Annotated in this window: 24 protein-coding genes and 3 tRNA genes; 5 read left to right on the top strand and 22 right to left on the bottom strand. The window is 65.2% G+C overall.

What is annotated here, in order from left to right:
• Position 1: 1 nt before the first annotated feature.
• The 5 genes from nuoE to AC1RMY_RS10640 all read right to left on the bottom strand — a co-directional run bounded on the left by nuoE (position 2) and on the right by AC1RMY_RS10640 (position 3,927).
• Positions 2–952: an NADH-quinone oxidoreductase subunit NuoE gene (gene nuoE / locus AC1RMY_RS10620; RefSeq protein ID WP_492864167.1), complete on the bottom strand. Its 951-nt coding sequence runs from the start codon at positions 950–952 to the stop codon at positions 2–4.
• Complete coding sequence (locus tag AC1RMY_RS10625; protein ID WP_492864168.1) at positions 952–2,142, bottom strand: NADH-quinone oxidoreductase subunit D; 1,191 nt, start codon at positions 2,140–2,142, stop codon at positions 952–954. The genes nuoE and AC1RMY_RS10625 overlap by 1 nt, the downstream gene beginning before the upstream one ends.
• Positions 2,143–2,154: 12 nt before the next feature.
• A complete protein-coding gene (locus AC1RMY_RS10630) occupies positions 2,155–2,760 on the bottom strand; it encodes an NADH-quinone oxidoreductase subunit C (protein ID WP_492864170.1) in 606 nt (201 codons plus the stop codon).
• A gap of 137 nt (positions 2,761–2,897) precedes the next feature.
• Positions 2,898–3,482, bottom strand: a complete 585-nt coding sequence (locus AC1RMY_RS10635) for a NuoB/complex I 20 kDa subunit family protein (RefSeq protein WP_492864172.1) — start codon at positions 3,480–3,482, stop codon at positions 2,898–2,900.
• Positions 3,483–3,546: 64 nt separating this feature from the next.
• Positions 3,547–3,927 carry an NADH-quinone oxidoreductase subunit A gene (locus AC1RMY_RS10640; RefSeq protein WP_327527619.1) on the bottom strand — a complete coding sequence of 127 codons (381 nt, stop codon included), beginning with the start codon at positions 3,925–3,927 and terminating at the stop codon, positions 3,547–3,549.
• A 250-nt stretch (positions 3,928–4,177) separates the two neighbouring features.
• Here AC1RMY_RS10640 and AC1RMY_RS10645 point away from each other — a divergent pair, with 250 nt between their 5' ends.
• The 3 genes from AC1RMY_RS10645 to AC1RMY_RS10655 all read left to right on the top strand — a co-directional run bounded on the left by AC1RMY_RS10645 (position 4,178) and on the right by AC1RMY_RS10655 (position 5,788).
• Complete coding sequence (locus AC1RMY_RS10645; RefSeq protein ID WP_492864174.1) at positions 4,178–4,531, top strand: HdeA/HdeB family chaperone; 354 nt, start codon at positions 4,178–4,180, stop codon at positions 4,529–4,531.
• Positions 4,532–4,536: 5 nt separating this feature from the next.
• The gene (locus AC1RMY_RS10650) at positions 4,537–5,175 is read left to right on the top strand and encodes a YcbK family protein (RefSeq protein ID WP_492864176.1); all 639 of its coding nucleotides are present in this window, start codon (positions 4,537–4,539) and stop codon (positions 5,173–5,175) included.
• A 79-nt stretch (positions 5,176–5,254) separates the two neighbouring features.
• Entirely contained in the window at positions 5,255–5,788 is a 534-nt protein-coding gene (locus tag AC1RMY_RS10655; protein WP_492864177.1) for a GNAT family N-acetyltransferase, read from the top strand.
• A gap of 39 nt (positions 5,789–5,827) precedes the next feature.
• On the opposite strand, the gene AC1RMY_RS10660 is transcribed toward AC1RMY_RS10655, so the two are convergent.
• From AC1RMY_RS10660 to AC1RMY_RS10700, 9 genes are all read right to left on the bottom strand, one after another.
• A complete protein-coding gene (locus AC1RMY_RS10660) occupies positions 5,828–6,598 on the bottom strand; it encodes a molybdate ABC transporter substrate-binding protein (RefSeq protein ID WP_492864179.1) in 771 nt (256 codons plus the stop codon).
• A gap of 134 nt (positions 6,599–6,732) precedes the next feature.
• A tRNA-Asp gene (locus AC1RMY_RS10665) sits at positions 6,733–6,809 on the bottom strand.
• 142 nt (positions 6,810–6,951) lie between these two features.
• On the bottom strand, positions 6,952–7,410 hold the full coding sequence (locus AC1RMY_RS10670) for a hypothetical protein (protein ID WP_492864181.1): 459 nt from the start codon (positions 7,408–7,410) through the stop codon (positions 6,952–6,954).
• 71 nt (positions 7,411–7,481) lie between these two features.
• A tRNA-Val gene (locus AC1RMY_RS10675) sits at positions 7,482–7,557 on the bottom strand.
• Positions 7,558–7,699: 142 nt separating this feature from the next.
• Positions 7,700–10,123 (bottom strand): endopeptidase La, encoded by a 2,424-nt coding sequence (gene lon, locus AC1RMY_RS10680; RefSeq protein ID WP_492864182.1) that lies wholly within the window; start codon positions 10,121–10,123, stop codon positions 7,700–7,702.
• A gap of 347 nt (positions 10,124–10,470) precedes the next feature.
• Positions 10,471–11,739, bottom strand: coding sequence for an ATP-dependent Clp protease ATP-binding subunit ClpX (gene clpX, locus AC1RMY_RS10685; protein ID WP_492864184.1), 1,269 nt, complete (start codon positions 11,737–11,739; stop codon positions 10,471–10,473).
• Positions 11,740–12,025: 286 nt separating this feature from the next.
• A complete protein-coding gene (locus tag AC1RMY_RS10690) occupies positions 12,026–12,649 on the bottom strand; it encodes an ATP-dependent Clp protease proteolytic subunit (RefSeq protein WP_492864186.1) in 624 nt (207 codons plus the stop codon).
• Between the two features lie 159 nt (positions 12,650–12,808).
• Positions 12,809–14,245 (bottom strand): trigger factor, encoded by a 1,437-nt coding sequence (gene tig / locus AC1RMY_RS10695; RefSeq protein ID WP_492864188.1) that lies wholly within the window; start codon positions 14,243–14,245, stop codon positions 12,809–12,811.
• Between the two features lie 87 nt (positions 14,246–14,332).
• A tRNA-Leu gene (locus AC1RMY_RS10700) sits at positions 14,333–14,417 on the bottom strand.
• 186 nt (positions 14,418–14,603) lie between these two features.
• Here AC1RMY_RS10700 and AC1RMY_RS10705 point away from each other — a divergent pair.
• The gene (locus AC1RMY_RS10705) at positions 14,604–16,040 is read left to right on the top strand and encodes a multicopper oxidase family protein (RefSeq protein WP_492864190.1); all 1,437 of its coding nucleotides are present in this window, start codon (positions 14,604–14,606) and stop codon (positions 16,038–16,040) included.
• Between the two features lie 479 nt (positions 16,041–16,519).
• Here AC1RMY_RS10705 and AC1RMY_RS10710 read toward each other — a convergent pair whose 3' ends face one another.
• The 4 genes from AC1RMY_RS10710 to AC1RMY_RS10725 all read right to left on the bottom strand — a co-directional run bounded on the left by AC1RMY_RS10710 (position 16,520) and on the right by AC1RMY_RS10725 (position 19,510).
• Positions 16,520–17,050, bottom strand: coding sequence for a gluconokinase (locus tag AC1RMY_RS10710; protein ID WP_492864192.1), 531 nt, complete (start codon positions 17,048–17,050; stop codon positions 16,520–16,522).
• A gap of 6 nt (positions 17,051–17,056) precedes the next feature.
• Complete coding sequence (gene gnd, locus AC1RMY_RS10715; protein ID WP_492864194.1) at positions 17,057–18,058, bottom strand: phosphogluconate dehydrogenase (NAD(+)-dependent, decarboxylating); 1,002 nt, start codon at positions 18,056–18,058, stop codon at positions 17,057–17,059.
• A 130-nt stretch (positions 18,059–18,188) separates the two neighbouring features.
• Positions 18,189–18,494, bottom strand: a complete 306-nt coding sequence (locus AC1RMY_RS10720) for a hypothetical protein (protein ID WP_492864196.1) — start codon at positions 18,492–18,494, stop codon at positions 18,189–18,191.
• Positions 18,495–18,499: 5 nt separating this feature from the next.
• Entirely contained in the window at positions 18,500–19,510 is a 1,011-nt protein-coding gene (locus AC1RMY_RS10725) for a 1-aminocyclopropane-1-carboxylate deaminase (protein ID WP_492864198.1), read from the bottom strand.
• A gap of 160 nt (positions 19,511–19,670) precedes the next feature.
• Here AC1RMY_RS10725 and AC1RMY_RS10730 point away from each other — a divergent pair, with 160 nt between their 5' ends.
• Positions 19,671–20,135, top strand: a complete 465-nt coding sequence (locus AC1RMY_RS10730; protein ID WP_492864200.1) for an Lrp/AsnC family transcriptional regulator — start codon at positions 19,671–19,673, stop codon at positions 20,133–20,135.
• A 108-nt stretch (positions 20,136–20,243) separates the two neighbouring features.
• Here the strand turns inward: AC1RMY_RS10730 and urtE are convergent, their stop codons facing one another.
• The 4 genes from urtE to urtB are packed head-to-tail and all read right to left on the bottom strand — an operon-like array spanning position 20,244 to position 24,452.
• Complete coding sequence (gene urtE / locus AC1RMY_RS10735; RefSeq protein ID WP_492864202.1) at positions 20,244–20,939, bottom strand: urea ABC transporter ATP-binding subunit UrtE; 696 nt, start codon at positions 20,937–20,939, stop codon at positions 20,244–20,246.
• 5 nt (positions 20,940–20,944) lie between these two features.
• The gene (urtD, locus tag AC1RMY_RS10740; RefSeq protein ID WP_492864203.1) at positions 20,945–21,709 is read right to left on the bottom strand and encodes an urea ABC transporter ATP-binding protein UrtD; all 765 of its coding nucleotides are present in this window, start codon (positions 21,707–21,709) and stop codon (positions 20,945–20,947) included.
• A gap of 5 nt (positions 21,710–21,714) precedes the next feature.
• A complete protein-coding gene (gene urtC / locus AC1RMY_RS10745; protein WP_492864205.1) occupies positions 21,715–22,854 on the bottom strand; it encodes an urea ABC transporter permease subunit UrtC in 1,140 nt (379 codons plus the stop codon).
• Entirely contained in the window at positions 22,851–24,452 is a 1,602-nt protein-coding gene (gene urtB / locus AC1RMY_RS10750) for an urea ABC transporter permease subunit UrtB (RefSeq protein WP_492864207.1), read from the bottom strand. The genes urtC and urtB overlap by 4 nt, the downstream gene beginning before the upstream one ends.
• Positions 24,453–24,619 lie beyond the last annotated feature (167 nt).

Below are 24,619 nucleotides of genomic sequence, written 5' to 3' on the forward strand. Positions count from 1 at the left end.
CTCACTTCACCGGCTTGTCTGTGGGCTTGGCAGCCCGCGGACGGCGAGCCGGCGTTTTGGCCGGCGTATCCTTGATCGCCTCGCTCGCAGCCGAGGGCGTGTCCTGCGCGCTGCTCGACGGCTGCGCCGGGTCGGACGGTTTCGGCCGACCCGGACTTGCGGCAGCCGGAGCCGGCGCCTCCTTGATGTCGGTCGGCCCGGTCGTGCCTGTCGCTGCCGCGTCAGCCGCCGCCTTCTTGGCTTCAGCCTCGGCGGCCGCCTTCGCGGCAGCGGCCTCGGCCGCGGCTTTGCGCTGCTCGGTGACGCGCTTCTGCCAGTCGCCGGCGCCGATCACCGTGCCGTCATAGAGGGCCGGATCCTTCAAGGTCTCGCCGCCGCCGAACGGCTCCGAGCCGGTGCGGCCGTTCTGCGGGCCTGGCTTGGTCGGGCGGCCATGGCGCAGGTCTTCCAGCAGCGCCTTGAAATTCTCCGGCGTCAGATCCTCGTAATAGTCGAAGTTGATCTGCGCCATCGGGGCGTTGCAGCAGGCGCCGAGGCATTCGACCTCGAGCCAGGAGAGCTTGCCGTCGGCGGTCACGGTCGATTGCGGGCCGATGACGTCCTCGCAGACCCTCTTCAGCGCTTCCGCGCCACGCAACGCACAGGGCGTCGTGCCGCAGAGCTGGACGAAATGCTCGCCCACCGGCTGCAGGTTGAACATCGTGTAGAAGGTCGCGATCTCCATGACCCGCATCGGCGCCATGCCGAGCTTGCGCGCGACCGCCTCGATCGCGGCGCGCGGCACCCACCCGTCATGCTGCTCCTGCGCCTTCCACAGGAGCGGGATGACGGCGGAGGCCTGACGGCCTTCGGGGTATTTGGCGATCTGCTGGTCGGCCCAGTTTTCATTCGCCGCATCGAAGGCGAAGGAGGCGGGCTGGACGTGATCGGGGGCGAGACGACGGACGGACATCAGCGGTCTACTTCACCAAAAACGATATCGAGGGAGCCCAGGATGGCGGAGACGTCCGCCAGCATGTGCTTGCGGCACATGAAATCCATGGCCTGGAGATGGGCGAAGCCCGGAGCCTTGATCTTGCAGCGATAGGGCTTGTTGGTGCCGTCCGAGACGAGATAGACGCCGAACTCGCCCTTGGGGGCCTCGACGGCGGCGTAGACTTCACCTTCGGGGACCTTGTAGCCCTCGGTGTAGAGCTTGAAGTGGTGGATCAGCGCTTCCATCGAACGCTTCATCTCGCCGCGCTTGGGCGGCACCATCTTGCCGTCGAGCGAGGAGACCGGGCCGCCGCCATCGGCCGAGAGCAGCTTCTCGCAGCACTGCTTCATGATGCGGACCGACTGGCGCATCTCTTCCATGCGGATGCAGTAGCGGTCGTAGCAGTCGCCGTTCTTGCCGACGGGGATGTCGAACTCCATCTCGTCGTAGCATTCATAGGGCTGTGCCTTGCGCAGGTCCCAGGCGGCGCCCGAACCGCGAACCATCACGCCCGAAAAACCCCATTTCCAGCAGGTCTCGAGATCGACGACGCCGATGTCGACATTGCGCTGCTTGAAGATGCGGTTGTCGGTGAGCAGCCCCTCCAGGTCGTCGCAGACCTGCAGGAACGGGTCGCACCATTCGGCGATGTCGTGGATCAGCGAGGTCGGCAGGTCCTGGTGGACGCCGCCGGGCCGGACATAGGCCGCGTGCATGCGCGCGCCGCAGGCCCGCTCATAGAAGATCATCAGCTTCTCGCGCTCCTCGAAGCCCCAGAGCGGGGGCGTCAGCGCGCCGACGTCCATCGCCTGCGTGGTGACGTTGAGGATGTGCGAGAGAATGCGGCCGATCTCGGAATAGAGCACGCGGATGAGCTGGCCCCGGCGCGGGACAGTCACGCCCATCAGCTTCTCGACCGCGAGCGAGTAGGCATGCTCCTGGTTCATCGGCGCGACGTAGTCGAGCCGGTCAAAATAGGGCAGCGCCTGAAGATAGGTCTTGGCCTCGATCAGCTTCTCGGTGCCGCGATGCAGCAGGCCGATATGGGGATCGACGCGCTCGACGATCTCGCCGTCGAGCTCGAGGACGAGGCGAAGCACGCCGTGGGCCGCAGGATGCTGCGGGCCGAAATTGATCGAGAAGTTCCGGATATTATGCTCTGACATGTCCGGCTCCGCTCAGGCCGTCTTCGCTTTTTCGTCGCCTGGCAGGACATAGTCCGTGCCTTCCCAGGGCGAGAGAAAGTCGAAATTCCTGAATTCCTGGTTGAGCTTCACCGGCTCGTAGACGACGCGCTTCTGCTCGTCGTCGTAGCGAACCTCGACGAATCCCGTCAGCGGGAAGTCCTTGCGCAGCGGGTGCCCCTCGAAGCCGTAATCGGTGAGGATGCGGCGCAGGTCGGGATGGCCCGAGAACAGGATGCCGTAGAAATCATAGGCCTCGCGCTCGTACCAGTTCGCGGCCGGGAAGACCTCGATGATCGAGGGAACGGGCGTCGCCTCGTCGGTCTGGACCTTCACCCTGATGCGATGGTTCGAATAGGGCGCCAGCAAGTGGTAGACGACGTCGAAACGCTTCTCGCGGCCGGGGTAGTCGGCGCCGGCGATGTCAGTGAAGTTCACGAAGCGGAAGCGCCGGTCGCTGTAGAGCGTCCGCATGACCTCGACGATCGAGGCGGCCTCGGCATGGATCGTCAGCTCGCCGAAGGCGACGACAGCTTCCGTGACAGCGCTCGGCAGCGCCGCCTTGATCTCTTCGCCGAGTGCTACGAGCGCTTCGCTCATCGTCTAAACCTTCGTTGCTCAACCGCGTCATGCTCGGGCTTGCCCCGAGCATCTCATGCAGGATCGAGCCCAACCCCTGTCGTATCCCGCGCCTCTCCGTCAGGAGATGCTCGGGTCGAGCCCGAGCATGACGCAAACTAGCGCTCGATCGTGCCCGTGCGCCGAATCTTCTTCTGCAGCAGCAGCACGCCGTAGAGCAGAGCCTCCGCCGTGGGCGGACAGCCCGGCACATAGATGTCGATCGGCACGATGCGGTCACAACCGCGCACCACCGAGTAGCTGTAATGGTAGTAGCCGCCGCCATTGGCGCAGGAGCCCATCGAGATGACGTAGCGCGGCTCGGGCATCTGGTCGTAGACCTTGCGCAGCGCCGGGGCCATCTTGTTGGTGAGCGTGCCCGCGACGATCATCACGTCGGACTGGCGTGGTGAGGCGCGCGGCGCGAAACCGAAACGCTCGACATCGTAGCGCGGCATTGAGAGCTGCATCATCTCGACGGCGCAGCAGGCGAGACCGAAGGTCATCCACATCAGCGAGCCAGTGCGCGACCAGTTGATCAGCTCATCCGTCGCCGTGACGATGAAGCCCTTGTCGGCGAGTTCGCTGTTGATCTCGGTGAAGAAGGGATCGCGATGGCCGACAGGCTTCCCGTCGGGGCCGAGCAGGCCCTTGGGCGCGGGTGCGACGAGCGGATCACCGCGGTCGATCGCTGTTGTTGCCATTCCACTATCCTCGTGAACCGTAACCGTCAGATATATCGCGAGCCTTGCGCCTGCGAGATGACGATTAGTCCCACTCCAGCGCACCCTTGCGCCACTCATAGACGAAGCCGACCGTCAGCACGGCCAGGAAGATCATCATCGACCAGAAGCCATACCAGCCGAGCCCGCCGAAGGCGACCGCCCAGGGGAAGAGGAAGGCCACTTCGAGATCGAAGATGATGAACAGTATCGCCACCAGATAGAAGCGAACGTCGAACTTCATGCGCGCATCGTCGAAGGCGTTGAAGCCGCATTCATAGGCCGAGAGCTTTTCGGCGTCCGGCTTGGAATAGGCGATCGCGAAGGGCGCGATCAGCAGGGCCAGGCCGATCACGCCGGCCACGGCGAGAAACAGCACCAGCGGCAGGTAGTCGTTGAGCAGGGACGGCACTGGAAGAGCTTGCATGGACGATCCCGCTTCAAAACGGACGACGGCGGCGCGCCGTTTCGTGTCGATTAGACCTTGCATTAGAATGAAGCAAGACTCTCCCGCGCCGCACAATCGCGCGACCGGGTTGAGCCGGACGCAGATATGCCCGATTTCACGGCCTGTCGCCGCGCTCCCATCGACGACGGCGGTTTTCTTAGCCATATCCGCTGCTGCCGGCTGGCAGATGCCTGCGCGACGCGACACACTGAGGACGAATCGATTCTTCGTGGCGCAGCCCACGCTCTTCGCGAAAGGCGCCCTCATGATCCGGCTCGCCAGGCCCTTCCTCGCAGCGACGGCGTTGCTGATGGCATCGCTGACCGCCCCCATCGCCGCGCATGCGGAAGGCGTCGATCTCGGCCGGGCGAGTTGCGCCGATTTCACCGCGATGAGCGAGAACGACCAGACGCAACTCTCGCTCTGGCTCGCCGGCTATTTCGCCGGAAGCGCGATGCGCCCCATGCTCGACCTTGAGAAGATCGCGGCGGCGCCGGCTGGCCTGGCCGCACATTGCGCGAAATCCCCGCAGGCTCCGCTCGTCAGCGGCGAGACCCGGGCCCTCTTCATCACCGCTCCCTGAACGACATGCGGCTTTCGATTCTGGTCGGCTCGATGTTGGCGCTCGCCTGCATACTCCATGTCGCGGGCGCGGCGGCCCAGGAGGGCCAGATGGTGCGCGCTCCGCTTCCGCCGCAGCGGCCCTTCGACCTCGACCTGCCGAGCAGCCTGACGCTGCCCGCCATCGTGGTGCCACCAGCCATGCAGGCCTCCGTGGCCGTTTCCTCCGAAGCCCCTGCCCCGGATGCGACCTCGCCGATGACGGAAGAACCCGACGAGGACCAGGGCCCCGAATGGCCGCAATTGACGCCCGGCCAGAAGGCCGGCGCCGAACCGGAGTTCGATCCGAACGAGAAGCCCGACAAGCCCGGCATCTCGACCGATCCGGGCACATCGACCGCCTGCCTGCCGCAGCGGCTGAAGCTCATCCTTACGAAGATTTCTGACAAGTACGGCGCCGTGAAGGTGACATCGACCTGGCGGCCGCCCTGGCGGGCGCGACGCGGCTCCTACCACAAGCGCTGCGAGGCGATGGATTTCCGCGTGCCGGGCATGCGGCCGCGCAGCGTCCTGGAATGGGTGCGCGGCCTGCCCGAGGTCGGCGGCCACAAGGTCTACTGGAACGGCATCCTGCACATCGACACCGGGCCGCGCCGGCCCTGGTGAAGACGTTGGCACTCTTTCGGAGCAGATGGTTTGCCCTTGCTCAGGATTCACGGCGAGATCTATCGGGAGCATAAGGCATATGAGCGGATTCGCTTCGCAGTCGACGATGGCCGACACGTTTGAAATCAGGCCGATCACCCCGGCGGATTCAATTCCCGACCTGACGCGGCTCCTGCATCGCGCCTATTCCCGTCTCGCATCGATGGGGCTGCGCTATATGGCAACACACCAGTCCGACGACGTCACGCAAGAGCGGGTGTCCCAAGGCGAATGCTATCTCGCCTTCGACGATGCGAGGCTTATCGGGACTATCATATTCAAGCCCGCGGACCGGACGAAAGGCTCGCCCTGGCTCGACAAGGCCGGTGTCGCGAGCCTAGGCCAGTTCGCTGTCGACCCTGCCTATCAGGCAGCCGGACTTGGCGGGCGCCTGATGGATCTGGTCGAGGCGCGCGCCATGCAGACTGGCGCGACCGAGATCGCCTTGGACACAGCCGAGCCGGCGACGCATCTGGTCACATGGTACGAGAGACGCGGCTACCGGCTGATCGAGCACGCGCAGTGGAAGCACACCAACTATCGTAGCGTGATCATGAGCAAGCGGGTTGCGTGATCCGCTTCGGCATCCGCTTTTCAGATCAACGGCCGAACATCAATCCGGGGCGCGCTCCATGCCCTTCTCGGCCAGGACGCGCCGGGCGGCGTCGCCCGACAGGAAGGCCAGGAACGCCTTCGCGGCGTCGGGCCTTGCGCCTGCCGCTGCGAGGCCGCCGGTGTAGACCGTATAACTCTGGATCTCCGCCGGCAGCGGGCCCACCAGCACGGCGCCCGGCACGGCCAGGATCTCGCTGATCTGGTGGATGGCGAGATCGGCCTCACCGCTGACGAGACGCTGCGCCACGAGCCCGCCCGGCACGAGGACGGCCTTGGCCCGGACAGTATCCGCGATGCCCATCGTCTCGAGCAGCTTCGAGAAATAGATGCCGCTCGAGCCGCCGGCGGCAGGATCGATATAGGCGACCTTGCCGGCTGCCAGCAGCGCAGCCTTGAAGGCGGCGACGGTCGAGATGTCGGGCCGGGGCACGCCGTCCTTGACCGCGACGCCGACCGAGGTGCGCGCCAGGTTGACCGGCGTGCCCGCGGCGATCTTGCCGGCACCGACGAGTTCCTTGACGGCGGCAGGCGTCAGCACCGCGACGTCGAAGGCCTCGCCACCGCCGATTCGGCGCAGCAATCCTCCCGCCGTATCATTGTCGATGACGAGTTTGTGGCCACTGTCCTTCTCGAAGGCGGCAGCAACCGCGAGTACGATCGGCTTGAAGGCGCCTGCGGTCAGAACTTTGATCTCGTCTGCGAGCGCCGCGCCGGACAACGACGATAACAGACTGGCGATCGCCAGGAGGGCGGCTGACCTGCGATGCATTGCTGTCTCCGGGCGGCGAGCGACCCCGATGAATCGGGCTGGAGAACATTAAGGAGAGCTGCCGTATCGGCAAGGGATCAACGCCCCAATCGGGGCGGATCACGTTTCACACCGTTGTGATGATGGGAGAAACGTGGCGCGGGCGACGGGGCTCGAACCCGCGACCTCCGGCGTGACAGGCCGGCACTCTAACCAACTGAGCTACGCCCGCGCAGGGCGGCCGAGGCGCGGTGGCCGTCAGCGAGGTGTGGATTATGGCGACCGGCCGGAAGTGTCAAGCGCGAGAGTCCATCAAAGCAGACCGGTGGATAAATATCTCCCGGAGCGTCGACGAAGCTTCGCCCGAGGCGGCGCTATTCCGCCGATGCCAGGCAGGGGTCGAGCAGCACATGGCGACGGTCCTGGCGGTTGTAACCGCCACGGAGGACCGCGTTGTCGCCGAGCTTCAGGCCGTTGGCGCTGTAGGTCACGCAGAGCACACGCACACCCGGGTCGGCGCAGACCGCGACGTACCAAAGCGCACCATCCGTCTGAATCAGGGTCACGTTTCCCATGATCGCCATGTCGACACGCGAATCGCGCGGCACCGAATCCGGAAGCTGTGCGGCGATATCCTCACAACTCGCCGGCCTCGCCGGCTGCTCGGGCTGGGAGAAAGCCGGGCGCCCGGCAAAAAAGGAATCAGGGAGCAATGATTGCGAAAGAGCTATCGTCGTTCCAGCCAAGGCAGCGGCCACCGTGAGAAACAGCGCCCGTATGGACCGGCAGAGGATGTGATTTCGAAAGCTCATGCGCGACAGCGTCTGCGCCAAAAATGGCGAAACTGCCGGCCCATGACAGGAGCTGGCTCAGACGCGCAGCGTTCGCCGACGTGACCGAGGCATGGTGGGCGGTGACGGGCTCGAACCGCCGACCCTCTCCGTGTAAAGGAGACGCTCTACCAACTGAGCTAACCGCCCCTGCCGCCCGGGGTTTAAGGCCTGCGGGCCGCCTCAGCAAGCGGACAAAGAGGGCAGCCCTGCCCCATGCCTGCCTGCCCCCAAATCGAAAGCCGCCGGCGACGAGCGCCGGCGGCCATTCATTCCTAGCCTGCGAAGCCGCTCAGTGGGCGACGAGGCCGGCTGCGTCGTCGTCCGCCGCCTTCGGGATCGCCTTGAGATCCTCTTCCCAAACGATCGGGACCGGCTGGCGCGTCAGGGCATGCTGAAGAACCTGCTCCATCCGCGAGACCGGGATAATCTCCATCCCTTCCTTCACGGACTTGGGCAGATCAACCAAGTCCTTGGCGTTGTCCTCCGGGATCAGCACCTTCTTGATGCCGCCCCGCAGTGCCGCCAGGAGCTTCTCCTTCAGGCCGCCGATCGGCAGCACCCTGCCCCGCAGCGTGACCTCGCCGGTCATGGCGACGTCTCGGTTGGTCGGGATGCCGGTCAGGATCGAGACGATCGAGGTCGCCATCGCGATGCCGGCCGACGGGCCGTCCTTCGGGGTCGCCCCCTCGGGAACGTGGACGTGGATGTCGCGCCGGTCGAACAAGGGCGGCTCGATGCCGAAATCGACGGCCCGCGAGCGGACATAGGACGCCGCCGCAGAGATCGATTCCTTCATCACGTCCTTGAGGTTGCCCGTGACGGTCATCCTGCCCTTGCCGGGCATCATGACGCCTTCGATCGTCAGCAACTCGCCGCCGACCTCGGTCCAGGCCAGGCCGGTGACGACACCGACCTGATCCTCTGTTTCGGCCATGCCATAGCGATAGCGCGGCGGGCCGAGATATTCCTCAAGCAGCTCGTTGTTGACCGCGACCTTCTTCTTCTTGGTCAGGACGATGTCCTTCACCGCCTTGCGGACGGTGTTGGAGAGCTCGCGCTCGAGATTGCGGACGCCCGCCTCCCGCGTATAGCGGCGGACCAGCGTCTGCAGCGCGTCGTTCTCGATCGACCATTCCTTGGATTCGAGGCCGTGCTTCTTGATCGCGTTCGGGATCAAGTGACGCCGGGCGATCTCGGTCTTCTCATCCTCGGTGTAGCCGGCGATGCGGATCACCTCCATGCGGTCCAGAAGGGCCGGCGGGATGTTCAGCGTGTTCGCCGTCGTCACGAACATGACGTTCGACAGATCGTAGTCGACCTCGAGATAATGGTCGTTGAAGGTGCCGTTCTGCTCGGGATCGAGCACCTCGAGCAGGGCCGCCGAGGGATCGCCACGGAAGTCCTGGCCCATCTTGTCGATCTCGTCGAGCAGGATGAGCGGGTTCGAGGTCTTGGCCTTCTTCATCGACTGGATGATCTTGCCGGGCATCGAGCCGATGTAAGTACGGCGGTGACCGCGGATCTCGGCCTCGTCACGCACGCCGCCGAGCGACATGCGCACGAACTCGCGGCCGGTCGCCTTGGCGATCGACTTGCCGAGCGAGGTCTTGCCGACACCCGGAGGGCCGACAAGGCACAGGATCGGACCGGCGAGCCGGTTGGTGCGCTGCTGCACGGCCAGGTACTCGACGATGCGGTCCTTGACCTTGTCCAGGCCGAAGTGATCATCGTCCAGCACCGCCTGCGCGGCAGCCAGATCCTTCTTGATCTTCGACTTCTTGCCCCAGGGGATGCCGAGCATCCAGTCGAGATAGTTGCGCACGACCGTCGCCTCTGCCGACATCGGCGACATCTGGCGCAGCTTCTTCATCTCCGCGACGGCCTTGTCACGGGCCTCCTTGGAGAGCTTGGTGCGGGCGATGCGCTCTTCCAGCTCGGCCAGCTCGTCACGGCCTTCCTCGCCGTCGCCGAGCTCCTTCTGGATCGCCTTCATCTGTTCGTTGAGGTAGTACTCGCGCTGGGTCTTCTCCATCTGGCGCTTGACGCGCGAGCGGATGCGCTTCTCGACCTGGAGCACCGACATCTCGCTTTCCATCAGCGAGAGGACCTTCTCCAGCCGATGCGCGACATGGGTGATCTCGAGCACCGCCTGGCGATCTGCGATCTTCACCGCCAGATGCGAGGCGACGGTGTCGGCGAGCTTGCTCGGCTCCTCGATCTGCGAGACGGCAGCGACGATCTCGGGCGAGATCTTCTTGTTGAGCTTCACATAGCTCTCGAACTCGCTGACGACCGAGCGGCCGAGCGCCTCGACCTCGACCTTCTTGCCTTCCTCCTCGGCAAGGCCGATGGCCTCGGCCTGATAGAAAGCCTCGTCGGCGACATAGGCCGTCGCCTTGGCGCGGCCGACGCCCTCGACCAGCACCTTCACGGTGGAGTCGGGCAGCTTCAGGAGCTGCAGCACGCGGGCGAGCGTGCCGATCTCATAGATGTCCTTGGTCTCCGGATCGTCGTCTCCGGCGTTCTTTTGCGTGGCGAGCAAGATCAGCCCGTCGGTCTTGACGACCTCTTCCAGGGCACGGATCGACTTCTCGCGGCCGACGAAGAGCGGCACGATCATATGGGGGAAAACGACGATGTCGCGCAGGGGGAGAACCGGGTAGGTGCCGGTCTCACCGGAAACGAAAGGAGCGCGGGGCGCCGAGCCAGTCATGACTTTTCCTTTGTGGTTGCGTCCGGCGGAACCCCGAGATGGGCGTAGGCGTCGGACGTAAGCGACCAGAGCGACCATTCACCCTGCCCGCCCCCGCGCATCGCACCCTAGGCAGGCATGCGACTCTCGCGAGTGGACCTAACGTGGCGACTTCCTCGCCGGCTTTCAAGCGAGACCGTCGAGCGTGCAGTGCAACACGGAGGCTCGATCCGATCACGGTAACCGCTTTCCAACATCAGGCCCCAGGCGGGTTATCGCGGTGCGGCACGGGCGCCGTGCCGGTACACCCAATACGCAAAACGCGCGCCAAGAGGGCGCGCGTTCGCAGCGTCTATGCTGTGGATGACTCAGGCCGAGGCCGACTTGGCCTCGTCCTCGCGCTCCGAATAGATGAAGAGCGGTCGCGATTTCGACTCCACGGCCTCCGGACCGATCACGACCTGCTCGACACCTTCGAGCCCGGGCAGCTCGTACATGGTTTCGAGCAGGATGCCCTCCATGATCGAACGCAGGCCGCGCGCGCCGGTCTTGCGCTCGATCGCCTTGCGGGCAATCAGCGAGACGGCCTCGTCGGTAAAGGTCAGCTCGGTGTCCTCCATCTCGAACAGGCGCTGATACTGCTTCACCAGCGCATTCTTCGGCTCGGTCAGGATGGTCTTCAGCGCGGCTTCGTCGAGATCCTCCAGCGTCGCCAGGACCGGCAGACGGCCGACGAATTCAGGGATGAGGCCGAACTTCAGCAGATCCTCGGGCTCGACCTCACGGAAGATCGCGCCGGTGCGCCGATCGTCCGGCGCCTTTACGGTCGCGCCGAAGCCGATCGAAGTGCCCTTGCCGCGGCTCGAGATGATCTTGTCGAGGCCGGCAAAGGCACCGCCGCAGATGAAGAGGATGTTGGTCGTGTCGACCTGCAGGAACTCCTGCTGCGGATGCTTGCGCCCGCCCTGCGGCGGCACGGAGGCGACGGTGCCTTCCATGATCTTCAGCAGCGCCTGCTGGACGCCCTCGCCCGAGACGTCCCGCGTGATCGACGGGTTGTCGGACTTGCGGCTGATCTTGTCGATCTCGTCGATGTAGACGATGCCGCGCTGCGCCCGCTCGACATTATAGTCGGAGGCCTGAAGCAGCTTGAGGATGATGTTCTCGACGTCCTCGCCGACATAGCCGGCTTCGGTCAGCGTCGTCGCATCGGCCATGGTGAAGGGCACGTCGAGGATGCGGGCGAGCGTCTGCGCGAGCAGCGTCTTGCCCGAGCCGGTCGGCCCGATCAGCAGGATGTTCGACTTCGCCAATTCGACGTCGTTGTGCTTCGTCGCGTGCGAGAGGCGCTTGTAGTGGTTGTGAACCGCGACGGAGAGGACCTTCTTGGCATGCTCCTGGCCGATGACGTAGTCGTCCAGGACCTTGCGGATCTCCTTCGGGGTCGGCACGCCGTCCTTGGACTTCACCAGCGCGGACTTCGATTCCTCGCGGATGATGTCCATGCAGAGCTCGACGCATTCGTCGCAGATGAACACGGTGGGGCCCGCGATCAGCTTGCGAACCTCGTGCTGGCTCTTGCCGCAGAAGGAGCAGTAGAGCGTGCTCTTCGAATCGCCGCTGCTGACCTTACTCATCGTCGATCTCCATTCTCGGAGGCGGAGACCACATCAGCCAGAGGCGGATGCAACCGTCGTCTCTCCGTCATAAACAGGTGCCCAGTTCACGCTCATCAGGTTAACGTCCCGTTCCGGAACACCTGAATTCGAGACCTGTCCACAAGCGGATCAGGCTGGAGCACCTTCGGGATCATCCCGGGCTTATCCGATTCCCCATGCAAACACGGGGCCGCCAAGCTTGCAATATGGGCAGTTGCAGCGGCCGCGCCAACCCACAGGCAGCGCGCCCGCTGGTCGCAGCCGATCAGGCTACCTCTTCCGGACGCTTGTCGATGACCTTGTCGATCAGTCCGAACTCGCGAGCCGCCTCGGAGGTCATGAAATTGTCGCGCTCCAGCGCGGCCTCGATTTCCGCATAGGAGCGGCCGGTGTGGTTGACGTAGATCTCGTTCAACCGGCGCTTCAGGCTCTCGACCTCGCGGGCGTGGATCAGGATGTCGGTGACCTGGCCCTGATAGCCGCCGGAGGGCTGATGGACCATGATGCGGGCGTTCGGCAGCGCGAAGCGCATGTCCTTGGCACCGGCCGTCAGCAGCAGCGAGCCCATCGAGGCGGCCTGGCCGACACACAAGGTCGTGACCGGGCAGCGGATGAACTGCATCGTGTCGTAGATCGACAGGCCCGAGGTGACCACGCCGCCCGGCGAGTTGATGTAGAAGGAGATTTCCTTCTTCGGGTTCTCGGCCTCGAGGAAGAGGAGCTGCGCCACGATCAGCGACGCCGAGTAATCCTCGACCGGGCCGGTCAGAAAGATGATGCGCTCGCGCAGCAGGCGCGAATAGATGTCGAAGGCGCGCTCGCCGCGGCTCGACTGCTCGACCACCATCGGGACGAGATTGTTGTAGGTCTCGATCGGATCGCGCAGCATGGACATGTCCTTGAGTGGCAGAGGCCGGATAGGAACCGGCGAATCGTGGCTGTCTTGAGGAGACATCCACATAAGCACGGCAAAGGCGGCTGAAAAGGGAAGCGCCGCCCGGCACGGGGCCGAGCGGCGCAATTGTTCGGATTAAGGTTTCCGCGCGGCTCAGGCGGAAGCGTCGTCGGTTGCAGCGTCCTCGGCCTTATCGGCCTTCTTCGCCTTTTTGGCGGCGGCCTTCTTCGGCTTGGCGTCGGCCGTTGCCTCGTCATCGGCGTAGAGCGCCTCGCGCGACACGCTCTGATCCTCGACCTTCACCTGGCCGAGCAGATGGTCGACGACCTTCTCCTCGAAGATCGGGGCGCGGATCTCGGCGAGAGCCTGCGGGTTCTTGCGATAGAACTCCCAGACCTGCTTCTCCTGGCCCGGGAACTGGCGGGCGCGCTCCACCAGGGCCTGGGTGACCTCGTCATCAGAGATCTGGACCTTGGCCTGCTCGCCGATCTCGGCCAGCACGAGGCCGAGGCGAACGCGGCGCTCGGCGATCTTGCGGTAATCCGCCTTTGCCGTCTCCTCGGTCGTGCCCTCGTCCTCGAAGGACTTCTTGGCGTCCTTCATGTCGGCCTCGACCTGGCTCCAGACGCTGGCGAACTCCTGCTCGACCAGGGTCGGGGGCAATTCGAAGGTGTACTTGCCGTCGAGCGCGTCGAGCAGGCTCTTCTTGAGCTTGCGGCGCGACTGCTGGCCGAAATCGCGGCCGATCTGCTCGCGAACGGCGGTCTTCAGCGCGTCGAGCGACTCCATACCGAAGGCCTTGGCGAGCTCGTCGTCGATCTTGACCGGCTCGGGGGCCTGGACCTCGGTTACCGTGACCTCGAACTCGGCCGGCTTACCGGCGAGATGCTCGGCGGTGTAGTTCTCGGGGAAGGTCACCTTGACCGTGCGGGTCTCGCCCGCCTTCATGCCCTCGAGCTGCTCCTCGAAGCCAGGGATGAACTGGCCCGCGCCGAGATCGAGCGCGATGCCCTCTCCGGTGCCGCCGTCGAAGGGCTTGCCCTCGAGCGTGCCGACGAAGGAGATCATCAGGCGGTCGCCCTTGTCGGCCTTCGCTTTCTCGCCCTTGTTGGAGAAGCTGCGGTTCGACGCGGCCATGCGCTCCAGCGCGGCGTCGACATCGGTATCGGGAACCTCGGCGACCGGCTTGACCAGCGCGACGTCGGAGAGGTCGGCGAGCTCGATCTTCGGCAGCACCTCGAGCGCGACGGTGAAGGCGAGATCGCCCTTGGCCTCCATCGCAGCCTCGATCTCGTCCTTGTTCTCGGGGAACTTGATCTGCGGCTCGAAGGCGAGCTTCAGGCCGTTGTCGGCGACGATCTTCTGGTTGGCCTCGTTGACCGCGTTCTGCACGACATCGGCCATGACCGAGCGGCCATAGAGCCGGCGCAGATGGCCGACCGGCACCTTGCCGGGGCGGAAGCCGTTGATCCTGGCCTTGCCCTGAAGACCCTGGAGGCCGTCATCGAGCCGGGTCTTGAGGTCGGCGGCGTTCAGCACCACCTGAAATTCGCGCTTGAGGCCCTGCGAGAGGGTTTCGGTCACGTTCATCGTTTTCGATCCGCCAACAGCTCGTTACTTCAATGTCCAAAGCGCGACGCCGGATATCCGCCGCCGCGCTCGCGAAAACCAGTTCGATGGTGCGGGCGGAGGGAATCGAACCCCCACGACTTTCGCCGCTGGAACCTAAATCCAGTGCGTCTACCAGTTCCGCCACGCCCGCCGGCCCGATAGCGCTGCGCGCGAGCAAACGCAGCGCGGCCATCATTGGGCGCCGGTGCTATACGCATTTCAGCCGCGCCATGCAGCAAAAAAATGACGGTTCTGCAAAACACGCCGGCCCGCCGCAAAGAGAGGCGCCACGCGGCAACCTCTCGCCATCAGGCGCGGGGGCAATTATGCCGGATGCATGAGTGACCAGCCAGACCGCCCTGCCCGCCCGACGCGCCGCGACGCCCTGCTGGGTCTTGCAATTGCGACCCTGCCAGCCTTGGTGGGTGGCGCCCTGGCGCAAACCGCAGCCCCGGCCGCTCCCGCCTCGTCGCTGCCAGCAGGGAGAACCCTGACGGCCGGACCAGCCAAGGCGCGACTGCGGCCTGCACCGACTGCCGAAACCGAGATCTGGGCCTTCGACGGCGCGACGCCGGGACCAGCGCTGCGAATCAAGCAGGGCGAGACACTGCGGCTGGCGGTGACGAACAAGACGCCGAGCCCGCTTTCGCTGCATTGGCACGGCCTGCGCGGCGAGGCGGCGATGGATGGTGTCGGCGGTTTCAGCCAGTCTCCGATCGGCCCTGGCGAGAACTTCGAATACCGGCTCAAGCCACCTGATTCCGGCACGATCCTGTATCGGCCGCTGGTCATCGGCGGCGCGTCGGAGCCGGCCGGACGTGGGCTGAGTGGCTTGCTGGTCGTCGAGGAGCCTGACCCGCCTCCGGTCGATCTCGACCTGCCTGTCCTGGTGACGGATTGGCTGCTCGGCGACGACAATGCGCTGCAGCCCTTCTCGGCGACGAGCCCCGACGGGGCAGCAGCCGGGCGGCTGGGGAGCTGGATCACGGTGAATGGCGGCTCGCCGCCACAACGCATCGCGGTCGCGCCGGGCGCGCGCGTCCGCCTGCGGCTCGCGAACGCCTGCAACGCCCGGATCATGCGGCTGCGCTTCGACGGCATCAAGGCGGTGGTCATCGCCGTCGACGGACAGCCGACGGAATCCTTCGAGCCGGTGCGCTCGCAGCTCCCCTTCGCACCGGGCACGCGCTACGACCTGCTGGTTGACATGCCCACGGAAGCCGGCGCCACCGCAATGGTGACGGCCCTGATAGGTTCCGGCGTGCCGCTGGTGCGGCTCGTCACTGAGGGCGCCGCCAAGCCAGCTTCGACAGTGCCGATGACGCTGAAGCCGAACCCGACATTGCCAGCGGCCGTCCGCCTCCAGGACGCCCATCGTCCCCAGATCGTGATCGAGGGCGGCGCCAAGGTCTCGGCCGATCTGAAGCTCGACCTCGCAGGGGTCGATCTTGCCCGGCCCTGGCGCATCAATGGCGGCGTCGGGGATGCTTCGGCCAAGCCGCTGTTCAGCGTGAAGCGCGGCACGCCGATCGTGCTGGCGATCGAGAACAGGACGGCTTTCCTCCAGCCGATCCATGTCCATGGCCACGCCTTCAGGCTGCTGCACCCGCTCGACGACGGCTGGGAGCCCTATTTCCTCGACACGGTGCAGATTCCCGAGGGCAAGCGCCTGCACATCGCCTTCATCGCGGAGAATCCGGGACGCTGGCTGATCTCCTCGACCGTGCTGGAGCGCTTCGACCGCGGCCTGTGGAGCTGGTTCGAGGTGACGTGACATTGGCCACTGCCCGCAGACTATGCGTTTGAGGGCGTCATCAGCCTCGACATGTGAGCGGACTGGAACACGGCTTGTATCACGTTTTCGTGTTGGCTAATTTTACGTGGTTGTCCAAACGCCAAAATCGTGAGTAAAATAATTACTCTGGCGGAGGAGTTTCGCCGGACGCAAACCCGCCCTCGTGGCGGGTTTTTTGTTGCCTCGAACACGGCATCAACATCCAGCAATGATTGAACTTTTGCGGGATTGGCTTGGAATCGACGCGATCTTTGTCGTCTATCTCTGTCTCCGCTTTCAAAGGCGCCGCGTGCACCGCACGCGCATCACGCGCCGGAAATTGAAAGTGTGGGGCATCGAGTGGACGGCTTACCATCGCGAAGACCAACGTCGATCCTAAGCTTCGCTCACCACGATTAGGTGAAAGCCACAAGGGCGAGCGAAGCAAATTGAGCACGCCGCAATATAGGAATAATATCCTAACTATCTAGATTGAGACTTTGCATGACGTCGGAAACGATCGCGTCCTTCGAGGCCTCGACCGAGACGACGAGCGCCCGCTCGTCCGAACCCGGCTCCTCGAGCGTCGCGAACTGGCTGTCGAGCAGCGCGGTCGGCATGAAATGGTGCTGTCGCTGGGCCATGCGCTGGCCGATCAATTCTCGCGAGCCCTTGAGATAGACCAGCGCGACATCGGGCCTATCGCCGATGATGACGCGTCGATAGGCCCGCTTCAGGGCCGAGCAGGTGACGATGCCGTTGCCGCCCGAGGCGCGCAGATCGTCGATCCAGGCGGCGATGGCGGCGAGCCAGGGCTTGCGATCCTCGTCGTTCAGCGGTGTGCCGCCGGCCATCTTGGCGACGTTTTCCGGCGGGTGGAAGGAATCCGCATCGCGGAAGGGCCAGCCGAGCTGGGCTGCCAGCCGCTCGCCGAGCGAGGTCTTGCCCGAGCTGGCGACGCCCATGACGACGATGACGGCCGGCTTCACGGCCGTTTGGGAAGAAGCCATCCTGCGTCAGCCTTGCTTGGTCGCCGTGGCGGCTTTGGGTTCGACATGGCCGCCGAAACCGGCGCGCATGGCGGAGAGGATCTTCTCGCCGAAGGTGTGATCGACGCGCGAGCGGAAGCGCGCGAAGAGCGCCGAGGTCAAAACCTCGGCCGGGGTCGCGGTCTCGACGGCGGCGTCCACAGTCCAGCGCCCCTCGCCCGAATCCGAGACATTGCCGGAATAGGCGGAGAGCTCCTCGTCTGCCGCCAGCGCCTCTGCGGTGAGGTCGAGCAGCCAGGAGGTCACGACCGAACCGCGCCGCCAAACCTCGGCGATCTCGGCGGTGTCGAAATCGAAGCCGTATTCCGGCGGCAGGCCTTCCTTGGCGGAGGCGTTGCGCAGCAGGTCGAAGCCCTCGGCGAAGGCCTGCATCATGCCGTATTCGATGCCGTTATGGACCATCTTGACGAAATGGCCGGCGCCGACCGGGCCGCAATGCAGATAGCCCTGCTCGGCGGTCGGGTTGCGCCCCTCGCGATGCTTGGTCGGCTCGATCTCGCCCTTGCCGGGAGCCAGCGCCTTGAAGATCAGCTCCAGCCTGTCGAAGGCCGCCTTGTCGCCGCCGATCATCAGGCAATAACCGCGGTCGAGCCCATGGACGCCGCCGGACGTGCCGATATCCATGTAGTGCAGCCCCTTGGCCGCAAAGTCGCGCCCACGCCGGACGTCGTCCTTCCAGAAGGCGTTTCCGCCGTCGATCAGCGTGTCCCCGGGTGAAAGCAGGCCGGAGAGTTCCGTCAGCGTGCCCTCGGTGATCTTCCCTGCCGGCAGCATGACCCAGATCGCGCGCGGCGCCTGGAGCTTGCCGACCATGTCCTTCAGGTCGGAGGCGACGACGGCGCCGTCGGCCGCCAGCGCCAGGCCCGGCTTCGGATCACGATCATAGACCACGCAGTCATGGCCCGCACGCCTTAGGCGGCGCACGATGTTGCCACCCATGCGGCCGAGGCCGATCACTCCAAGCTGCATCACGCGAACTCCCGCTGCGCCGGCGGGAGATGCCGCCAAGCCTTCGAGCGGGGTTCTTGCATCCTCGCCGGCTCAACGACAAGCCGGGAGAATGCAGCCACGCCCTGCGATGCGACCACGATCCACCGTTTCAGGGGAACATCAGGGCAAGCGGTTCCATCGACCAGAGCGGCTGAACCAGGAGGATACGCGTTTGCGTCGAAGCCGTGAGAATGCCCTCGCCGCGCCAACGTTCGAGCAGACCCGCCGCCGCGGAGGCCCGGGCCAGGCCGATCGCGACGACCTCGCGCCCGGCCGAGTCTGGGCCGCCGGCTTCCGTGCCGACGAAGCTCAGCCTTGCCTGCCCGGCGAGCGCGAGCGCGCCGACCTTCTCCAGCAGGGGGGCGCGCCCTGACGCCGCCCCCGTCTCGAATTCGATGAGGACGACGACCTCCATCGTGGTCAGCCGTTGCGGAAGGTGTAGCTGTAGCCGTTGATCGCCGGCACGCCGCCGAGATGGGCGTAGAGCACCTTCGAGCCGGCCGGGAAGAAGCCCTTCTTCACCAGATCGATCATGCCCTGCATGGATTTCCCCTCATAGACGGGATCGGTCATCATTCCCTCCAGCCGCGCCGACAGCCGGATCGCCTCGATCGTCTCCTGCGAGGGCACGCCGTAGACGGGATAGGCGTAGTCCTCGTTCAGCACGATATCCTCGTCGGTGATGTCCTTGCCACCGACCAGCGCAGACGTTTTCTGCGCGATGTCGAGCACCTGCGCGCGGGTCTGAGCCGGGGTGAAGGAGGCGTCGATGCCGATGACGTTGCGCTGGCGCCCGTCCTTGGCGAAGCCGACAACCATGCCGGCATGGGTCGAGCCGGTGACGGTGCAGACGACGATGTAGTCAAACTTGAAGCCGAGTTCGGCCTCCTGCGCCCGAACCTCCTCGGCGAAGCCGACATAGCCGAGGCCGCCGAATTTATGGACCGAGGCCCCCGCCGGAATGGCATAGGGTTTCCCGCCCTTGGCCTTCACGTCGGCGATCGCCTTCTCCCAGCTGTCGCGGATGCCGATGTCGAAGCCCTCGTCGACGAGCTGCACCTCGGCGCCCATGACGCGCGACATCAGGATGTTCCCGACACGGTCATAGACCGCATCCTCATGCGGCACCCAGCTTTCCTGGATCAGCCGGCATTTCATTCCGAGCTTGGCGGCGGTGGCCGCGACCATGCGGGTGTGGTTCGACTGTACCCCGCCGATCGAGACGAGCGTGTCGGCATTGCTCGCGATCGCGTCCGGCACGATATATTCGAGCTTCCTCAGCTTGTTGCCGCCGAAGGCGAGGCCGGAATTGCAGTCCTCGCGCTTGGCGAAGATCTCGACATCGCCGCCGAGATGGGCGGAAAGCCTCGACAATTTCTCGATCGGCGTCGGGCCGAAAGTGAGGGGATAACGTTCGAATTTGCTCAGCATGGCCGGCCGCTCTCCATCGGTTTCGATGGCCGAAAACCTACCGAAATGAAGCTGGAACGTCCTTCCGAAGTGAGGCAGTATTCTGCGCGGAAGCGGCCGGCAGACCTTCGATCATGCAGCGATAAGCGCATTAGTAAGGCAAAATCTGGAAGATCCTTTCATGGCGTCGAATCTTGATCGGACCGACCTCAAAATCCTGCGCCTGCTGCAGTCGGACGGGCGGCTCGGCAACGCCGAAATCGCCAAGCGGGTGAACACCAGCGCCGCCACCTGCCACCGCCGCATCCAGCGCCTGTTCGCCGAGGGCTACGTCACCTCGGTGCGGGCACAGGTGTCGCCGAGACATGTCGAGATGGGCACACTCGCCTTCGTCGGTGTGGTGCTCGACCGCTCGACGCCGGAGAGCTTCGGCGATTTCGAGGCCGCTATCCGGGGCATGCCGGCGATCCTCGACTGCCATATCGTCGCCGGCGATTTCGACTACATCCTCAAGATCCGGGTCCGCGACATGGCGGATTTCAACAAACTCCACGCCGACAAGCTGATCGCACTGCCCGGCGTCCGGCAAACGCGGACCTTCTTCGTGATGAAGGAGGTCGTCGACAACGCGCCGCTGGCGTTTTGAGCGGCGACCTCCCGTCATGGTCGGGCTTGTCCCGATCATCCACGTCGTCCTTTGTCGAGTGCCGTGTTCAAGACGTGGATGGTCGCCGCAAGGGCGACCATGACGTTGCTACACCTGGATCAGCCGCTGCACCTGGTTGGCGTCGAGGTCCTTCATCGGACCGGAGAGCACGACCTCGCCGCGGTCCATCACGAACATCGTGTCGGCGAGGTCGCGGGCGAAGTCGAAATACTGCTCGACCAGCACGATCGCCATGTCGCCCTTCTGGCGCAGATAGTCGATCGCGCGGCCGATATCCTTGATGATCGAGGGCTGGATGCCCTCCGTCGGCTCGTCCAGCACCAGCAATTTGGGTCGGGTGACCAGCGCTCGCGCAATGGCGAGTTGCTGCTGCTGGCCACCCGAGAGGTCTCCGCCGCGTCGGCCCAGCATGGACTTGAGCACGGGGAATAGGTCGAAGAGTTCATCGGGAACGTAGCGCTCCTTGCGGGGCAAGGGCGCAAAGCCGGTCTCGAGATTCTCCTTCACGGTCAGCAGCGGGAAGACCTCGCGGCCCTGCGGCACGAAGCCGATGCCGGCCCGCGCGCGATCCTCGGTGCGCAGCGTCGAGATGTCCTCGCCGCCAAAGGAGATCTTGCCCGCGCTGATCGCCTGCTGGCCGACGATGGCGCGCATCAGCGTGGTCTTGCCGACGCCGTTGCGGCCCATCACGCAGGTCACCTTGCCGGCCTCGGCCGTGATCGAGACGCGGCGCAGCGCCTGCGCCGCGCCGTAATGGAGATCGATGGCATCGACACTGAGCATCGTTCTCACCGCCCCAGATAGACTTCGACGACGCGCTCATTGGCGCTGACCTGGTCGAGCGGGCCCTCGGCCAGCACCGACCCCTCATGCAGCACCGTGACCTTCACGCCGAGTTCGCGGATGAAGCCCATGTCGTGCTCGACGACGATGACCGAATGATCCCTGGCGATCTCCTTGAGAAGCACAGCCGTCTCGGCCGTCTCGCCGTCGGTCATGCCGGCGGCGGGCTCGTCGACCAGCAGGAGCTTGGGGTCCTGCGCCAGCAGCATGCCGATCTCGAGCCACTGCTTTTGGCCGTGCGAGAGCGAGCCGGCGAGGCGGTCGCGGGCATCGCCCAGCTTGATGATGCCGAGGATGTCGTCGATGCGCTTCTGCTGAGCTGCGGCCGTGTTCCAGAACAACGTCTTGCCCACCGTGCGCGGCGCCTTCAGCGCCAGCAGGATATTGTCCTCTATGGTGTGGAAGTCGAATACGGTCGGCTTCTGGAATTTGCGGCCGATGCCGAGATTGGCGATCGCCGCCTCGTCGAGCTTGGTCAGGTCGATCGAGCCGCCGAACATCACCGTGCCGACATCCGGCTTGGTCTTGCCGGTGATGATGTCCATCATCGTGGTCTTGCCGGCGCCGTTGGGGCCGATGATGGCGCGCATCTCGCCCGGCGCGATGGTGAGCGACAGACCGCGAATCGCCTTGAAGCCATCGAAGGAGACGCTGACGCCGTCGAGATAGAGCAGCGAAGAGGTGAGCTGACCGGGGTTGGGAGCGTTCATAACAGTCACTCCGCCGGGGCCGGTTCGGGGGTCGCCGCCGGCGCGGGCTTGCGGCGCTTCTCCCAGAGTTGCTGCGCCGTGCCGAGGATGCCCTTGGGCATGAAGATCGTGACGAAGACGAAGAGCGCTCCGAGCGCGAAGAGCCAGTAAGGCGCCATGAAGCCCGAGGTGAACACTGTCTTGGCGTAGTTGACCACGCCCGCGCCGAGCGCCGCGCCGACCAGCGTGCCGCGCCCTCCGACCGCGACCCAGATCACGGTCTCGATCGAGTTGGCGGGAGCGAATTCGCTGGGGTTGATGATGCCGACCTGGGGCACGTACAGCGCGCCGGCGACGCCCGCCATGCAGGCCGAGACGGTGAAGACGAAGAGCTTGAAGCGGTCGACCCGGTAGCCGAGGAAGCGGGTTCTGGACTCCGCGTCGCGGATCGCGATCACCACCTTGCCGAGCTTCGAGACGACGATGCCGCGGGCGACCAGGAAGCCCGCGATCAACATGACGCAGGTCATGGAAAACAGAGCCGCACGAGTCGTTTGCGCCTGGACGTTGAAGCCGAGGATATCCTTGAAATCCGTCAGGCCGTTATTGCCGCCGAAGCCCATGTCGTTGCGGAAGAAGGCGAGCAGCAGGGCGTAGGTCAGCGCTTGGGTGATGATCGATAGATAGACGCCGGTGACGCGCGAGCGGAAGGCGAACCAGCCGAAGACGAAGGCGAGCAGCCCCGGCGCCAGGAGCACCATCAGCATGGCGAAGGGGAAGGAGGAGAAGCCGTACCAGTACCATGGCAGTTCCTGCCAGTTCAGGAAGACCATGAAGTCAGGCAGGATAGGGTTGCCATAGGTGCCGCGCGAGCCGATCTGGCGCATCAGATACATGCCCATCGCATAGCCGCCGAGCGCGAAGAAGGCGCCGTGGCCGAGCGAGAGGATGCCGCAATAGCCCCAGACGAGGTCGAGCGAGATCGCCAGCAGCGCGTAGCAGAGATATTTGCCCCAGAGCGACATGGTCGAGGTCGGGACGTGGAAAGCGGAGCCCGCCGGGACCAGGAGGTTCAGCAGCGGCACCAGGATGGCGATGGCCGCGACGATACCGAGGAAGACGGTGCCGCGCCGGTCCATGTTCTGGAGGAGAAAGCGGGAGATCATGCTTCCACCGCCCTGCCCTTGAGCGCGAACAGGCCGCGCGGGCGCTTCTGGATGAACAGGATAATGAAGACGAGCAGCGCGATCTTGCCGAGCACCGCGCCGGCATAGGGCTCGAGCAGCTTGTTGGCGACGCCGAGCGTCATGGCGCTGATCAGCGTGCCCCAGAGATTGCCGACGCCGCCGAAGACCACGACCATGAAGCTATCGATAATGTAGCTCTGGCCGAGATTGGGGCTGACATTGTCGATCTGCGAGAGCGCGACGCCAGCGAGCCCAGCCACACCCGAGCCAAGACCGAAGGTCAGCGCATCGACACGGCCGGTGCGGATGCCCATGGCCGAGGCCATGCGGCGGTTCTGGGTGACGGCGCGCATCTGCAGGCCGATCGGGGTGAGTTTCAGGATCGCCAGCAGGGCGGCGAAGACGAGGCCGGCGAAGACGATGATCCAGAGCCGGTTCCAGGTGATAGCGAGTTGGCCGATCTCGAAGGCGCCGGACATGAAGTTCGGCGCGCCGACTTCGCGATTGGTCGGGCCGAAGGCGGTGCGCACCGCCTGCTGCAGGATCAGGCTGATGCCCCAGGTCGCGAGCAGCGTCTCCAGCGGGCGGCCATAGAGGAAGCGGATGACGCCGCGTTCGATGGCGATGCCGACGAGGCCGGCGACGAGGAAGGCGAGCGGGATGGCGATCGCCAGCGAATAGTCGAACAGGCCCGGGAAGCGGGCGCGGATGATCTCCTGCACGATGAAGGTCGTGTAGGCCCCGATCATCACCATCTCGCCATGGGCCATGTTGATGACGCCCATCACGCCGAAGGTGATGGCGAGGCCGATCGCCGCCAGCAGCAGCACGGAGCCGAGCGAAAGCCCGTACCAGAGGTTCTGGCCGGCGCGCCACAAGGCGAGCTTGCCCTCGATCGCCGAGACGGCGCGACCTTGCGCCTCCTTCAGAGCCGGCGAGGAGTCACCCGGCAGCGAACGCAGGGTCGCCAGCGCATCCTGGTCGCCGCGCTCGCGCAGGACGTCGATGGCGGCAATCCGGTCAAAGGGCGGGGCGTCCGCCTTGGCGACGAGGATCGCGGCCTGGGCCTGGCGCAGCGCCGCCTTGGCGCGCGGATCGGTTTCCTTGGCGATGGCGCCTTCCAGCACCGGCAGCAGCGAGGGGTCGCGCGACTTGAACACGGCCTCGGCCGCCGCGATGCGCTTGACGGGGTCCGGATTGAGCAGCCCCAGCCCACCCAGCGCCGCCTGGATGTTGCGGCGGACGCTGTTGTTGAGGCGCACGGCAGCGAGGCCAGGCGGCTCGGCCGGCAGTGCCGCTCCCGTCTTCGCGTCGAGGAACTTGCCGTCCTTGGTCTTGACGGCGATGGCGCCGCCGCCGGCAAGGAGCCGGCCTTCTGCCAGAGCCTCGATGATCGTTGCCGCCTGCGGATGGGCATTCGCGATCAGAAGCTCGATGGCGCGGTTGGTATCGGAGAAGCTGTCGGCGCCGAGCCTCGTGAAGGCTTCGTCGGCACTCTGGGCGGCGGCCGCGCCCGGCTGGAGCGCAAGCAGCGTCGCAAGCGCAATCATGCGCAGAAGGCAGGACAGGATCCGCATGGGCTCTTTTCGGCTTGCAGGTCGGCGACTTCGGCAGATCGACAGGTTGGCGGCTCTGGTGAATCGCCAGCCTGGTGGCGGTGTCGACGCCCCCGGCGCATGACCGGGAGCGTCGCCGCATTTCGAGGGACGGCCGGGCTCTATGGGCTCGTGCCGTCCCTCCCCCT

Source organism: Allobosea sp. GW822-FHT03F07, assembly GCF_058801345.1.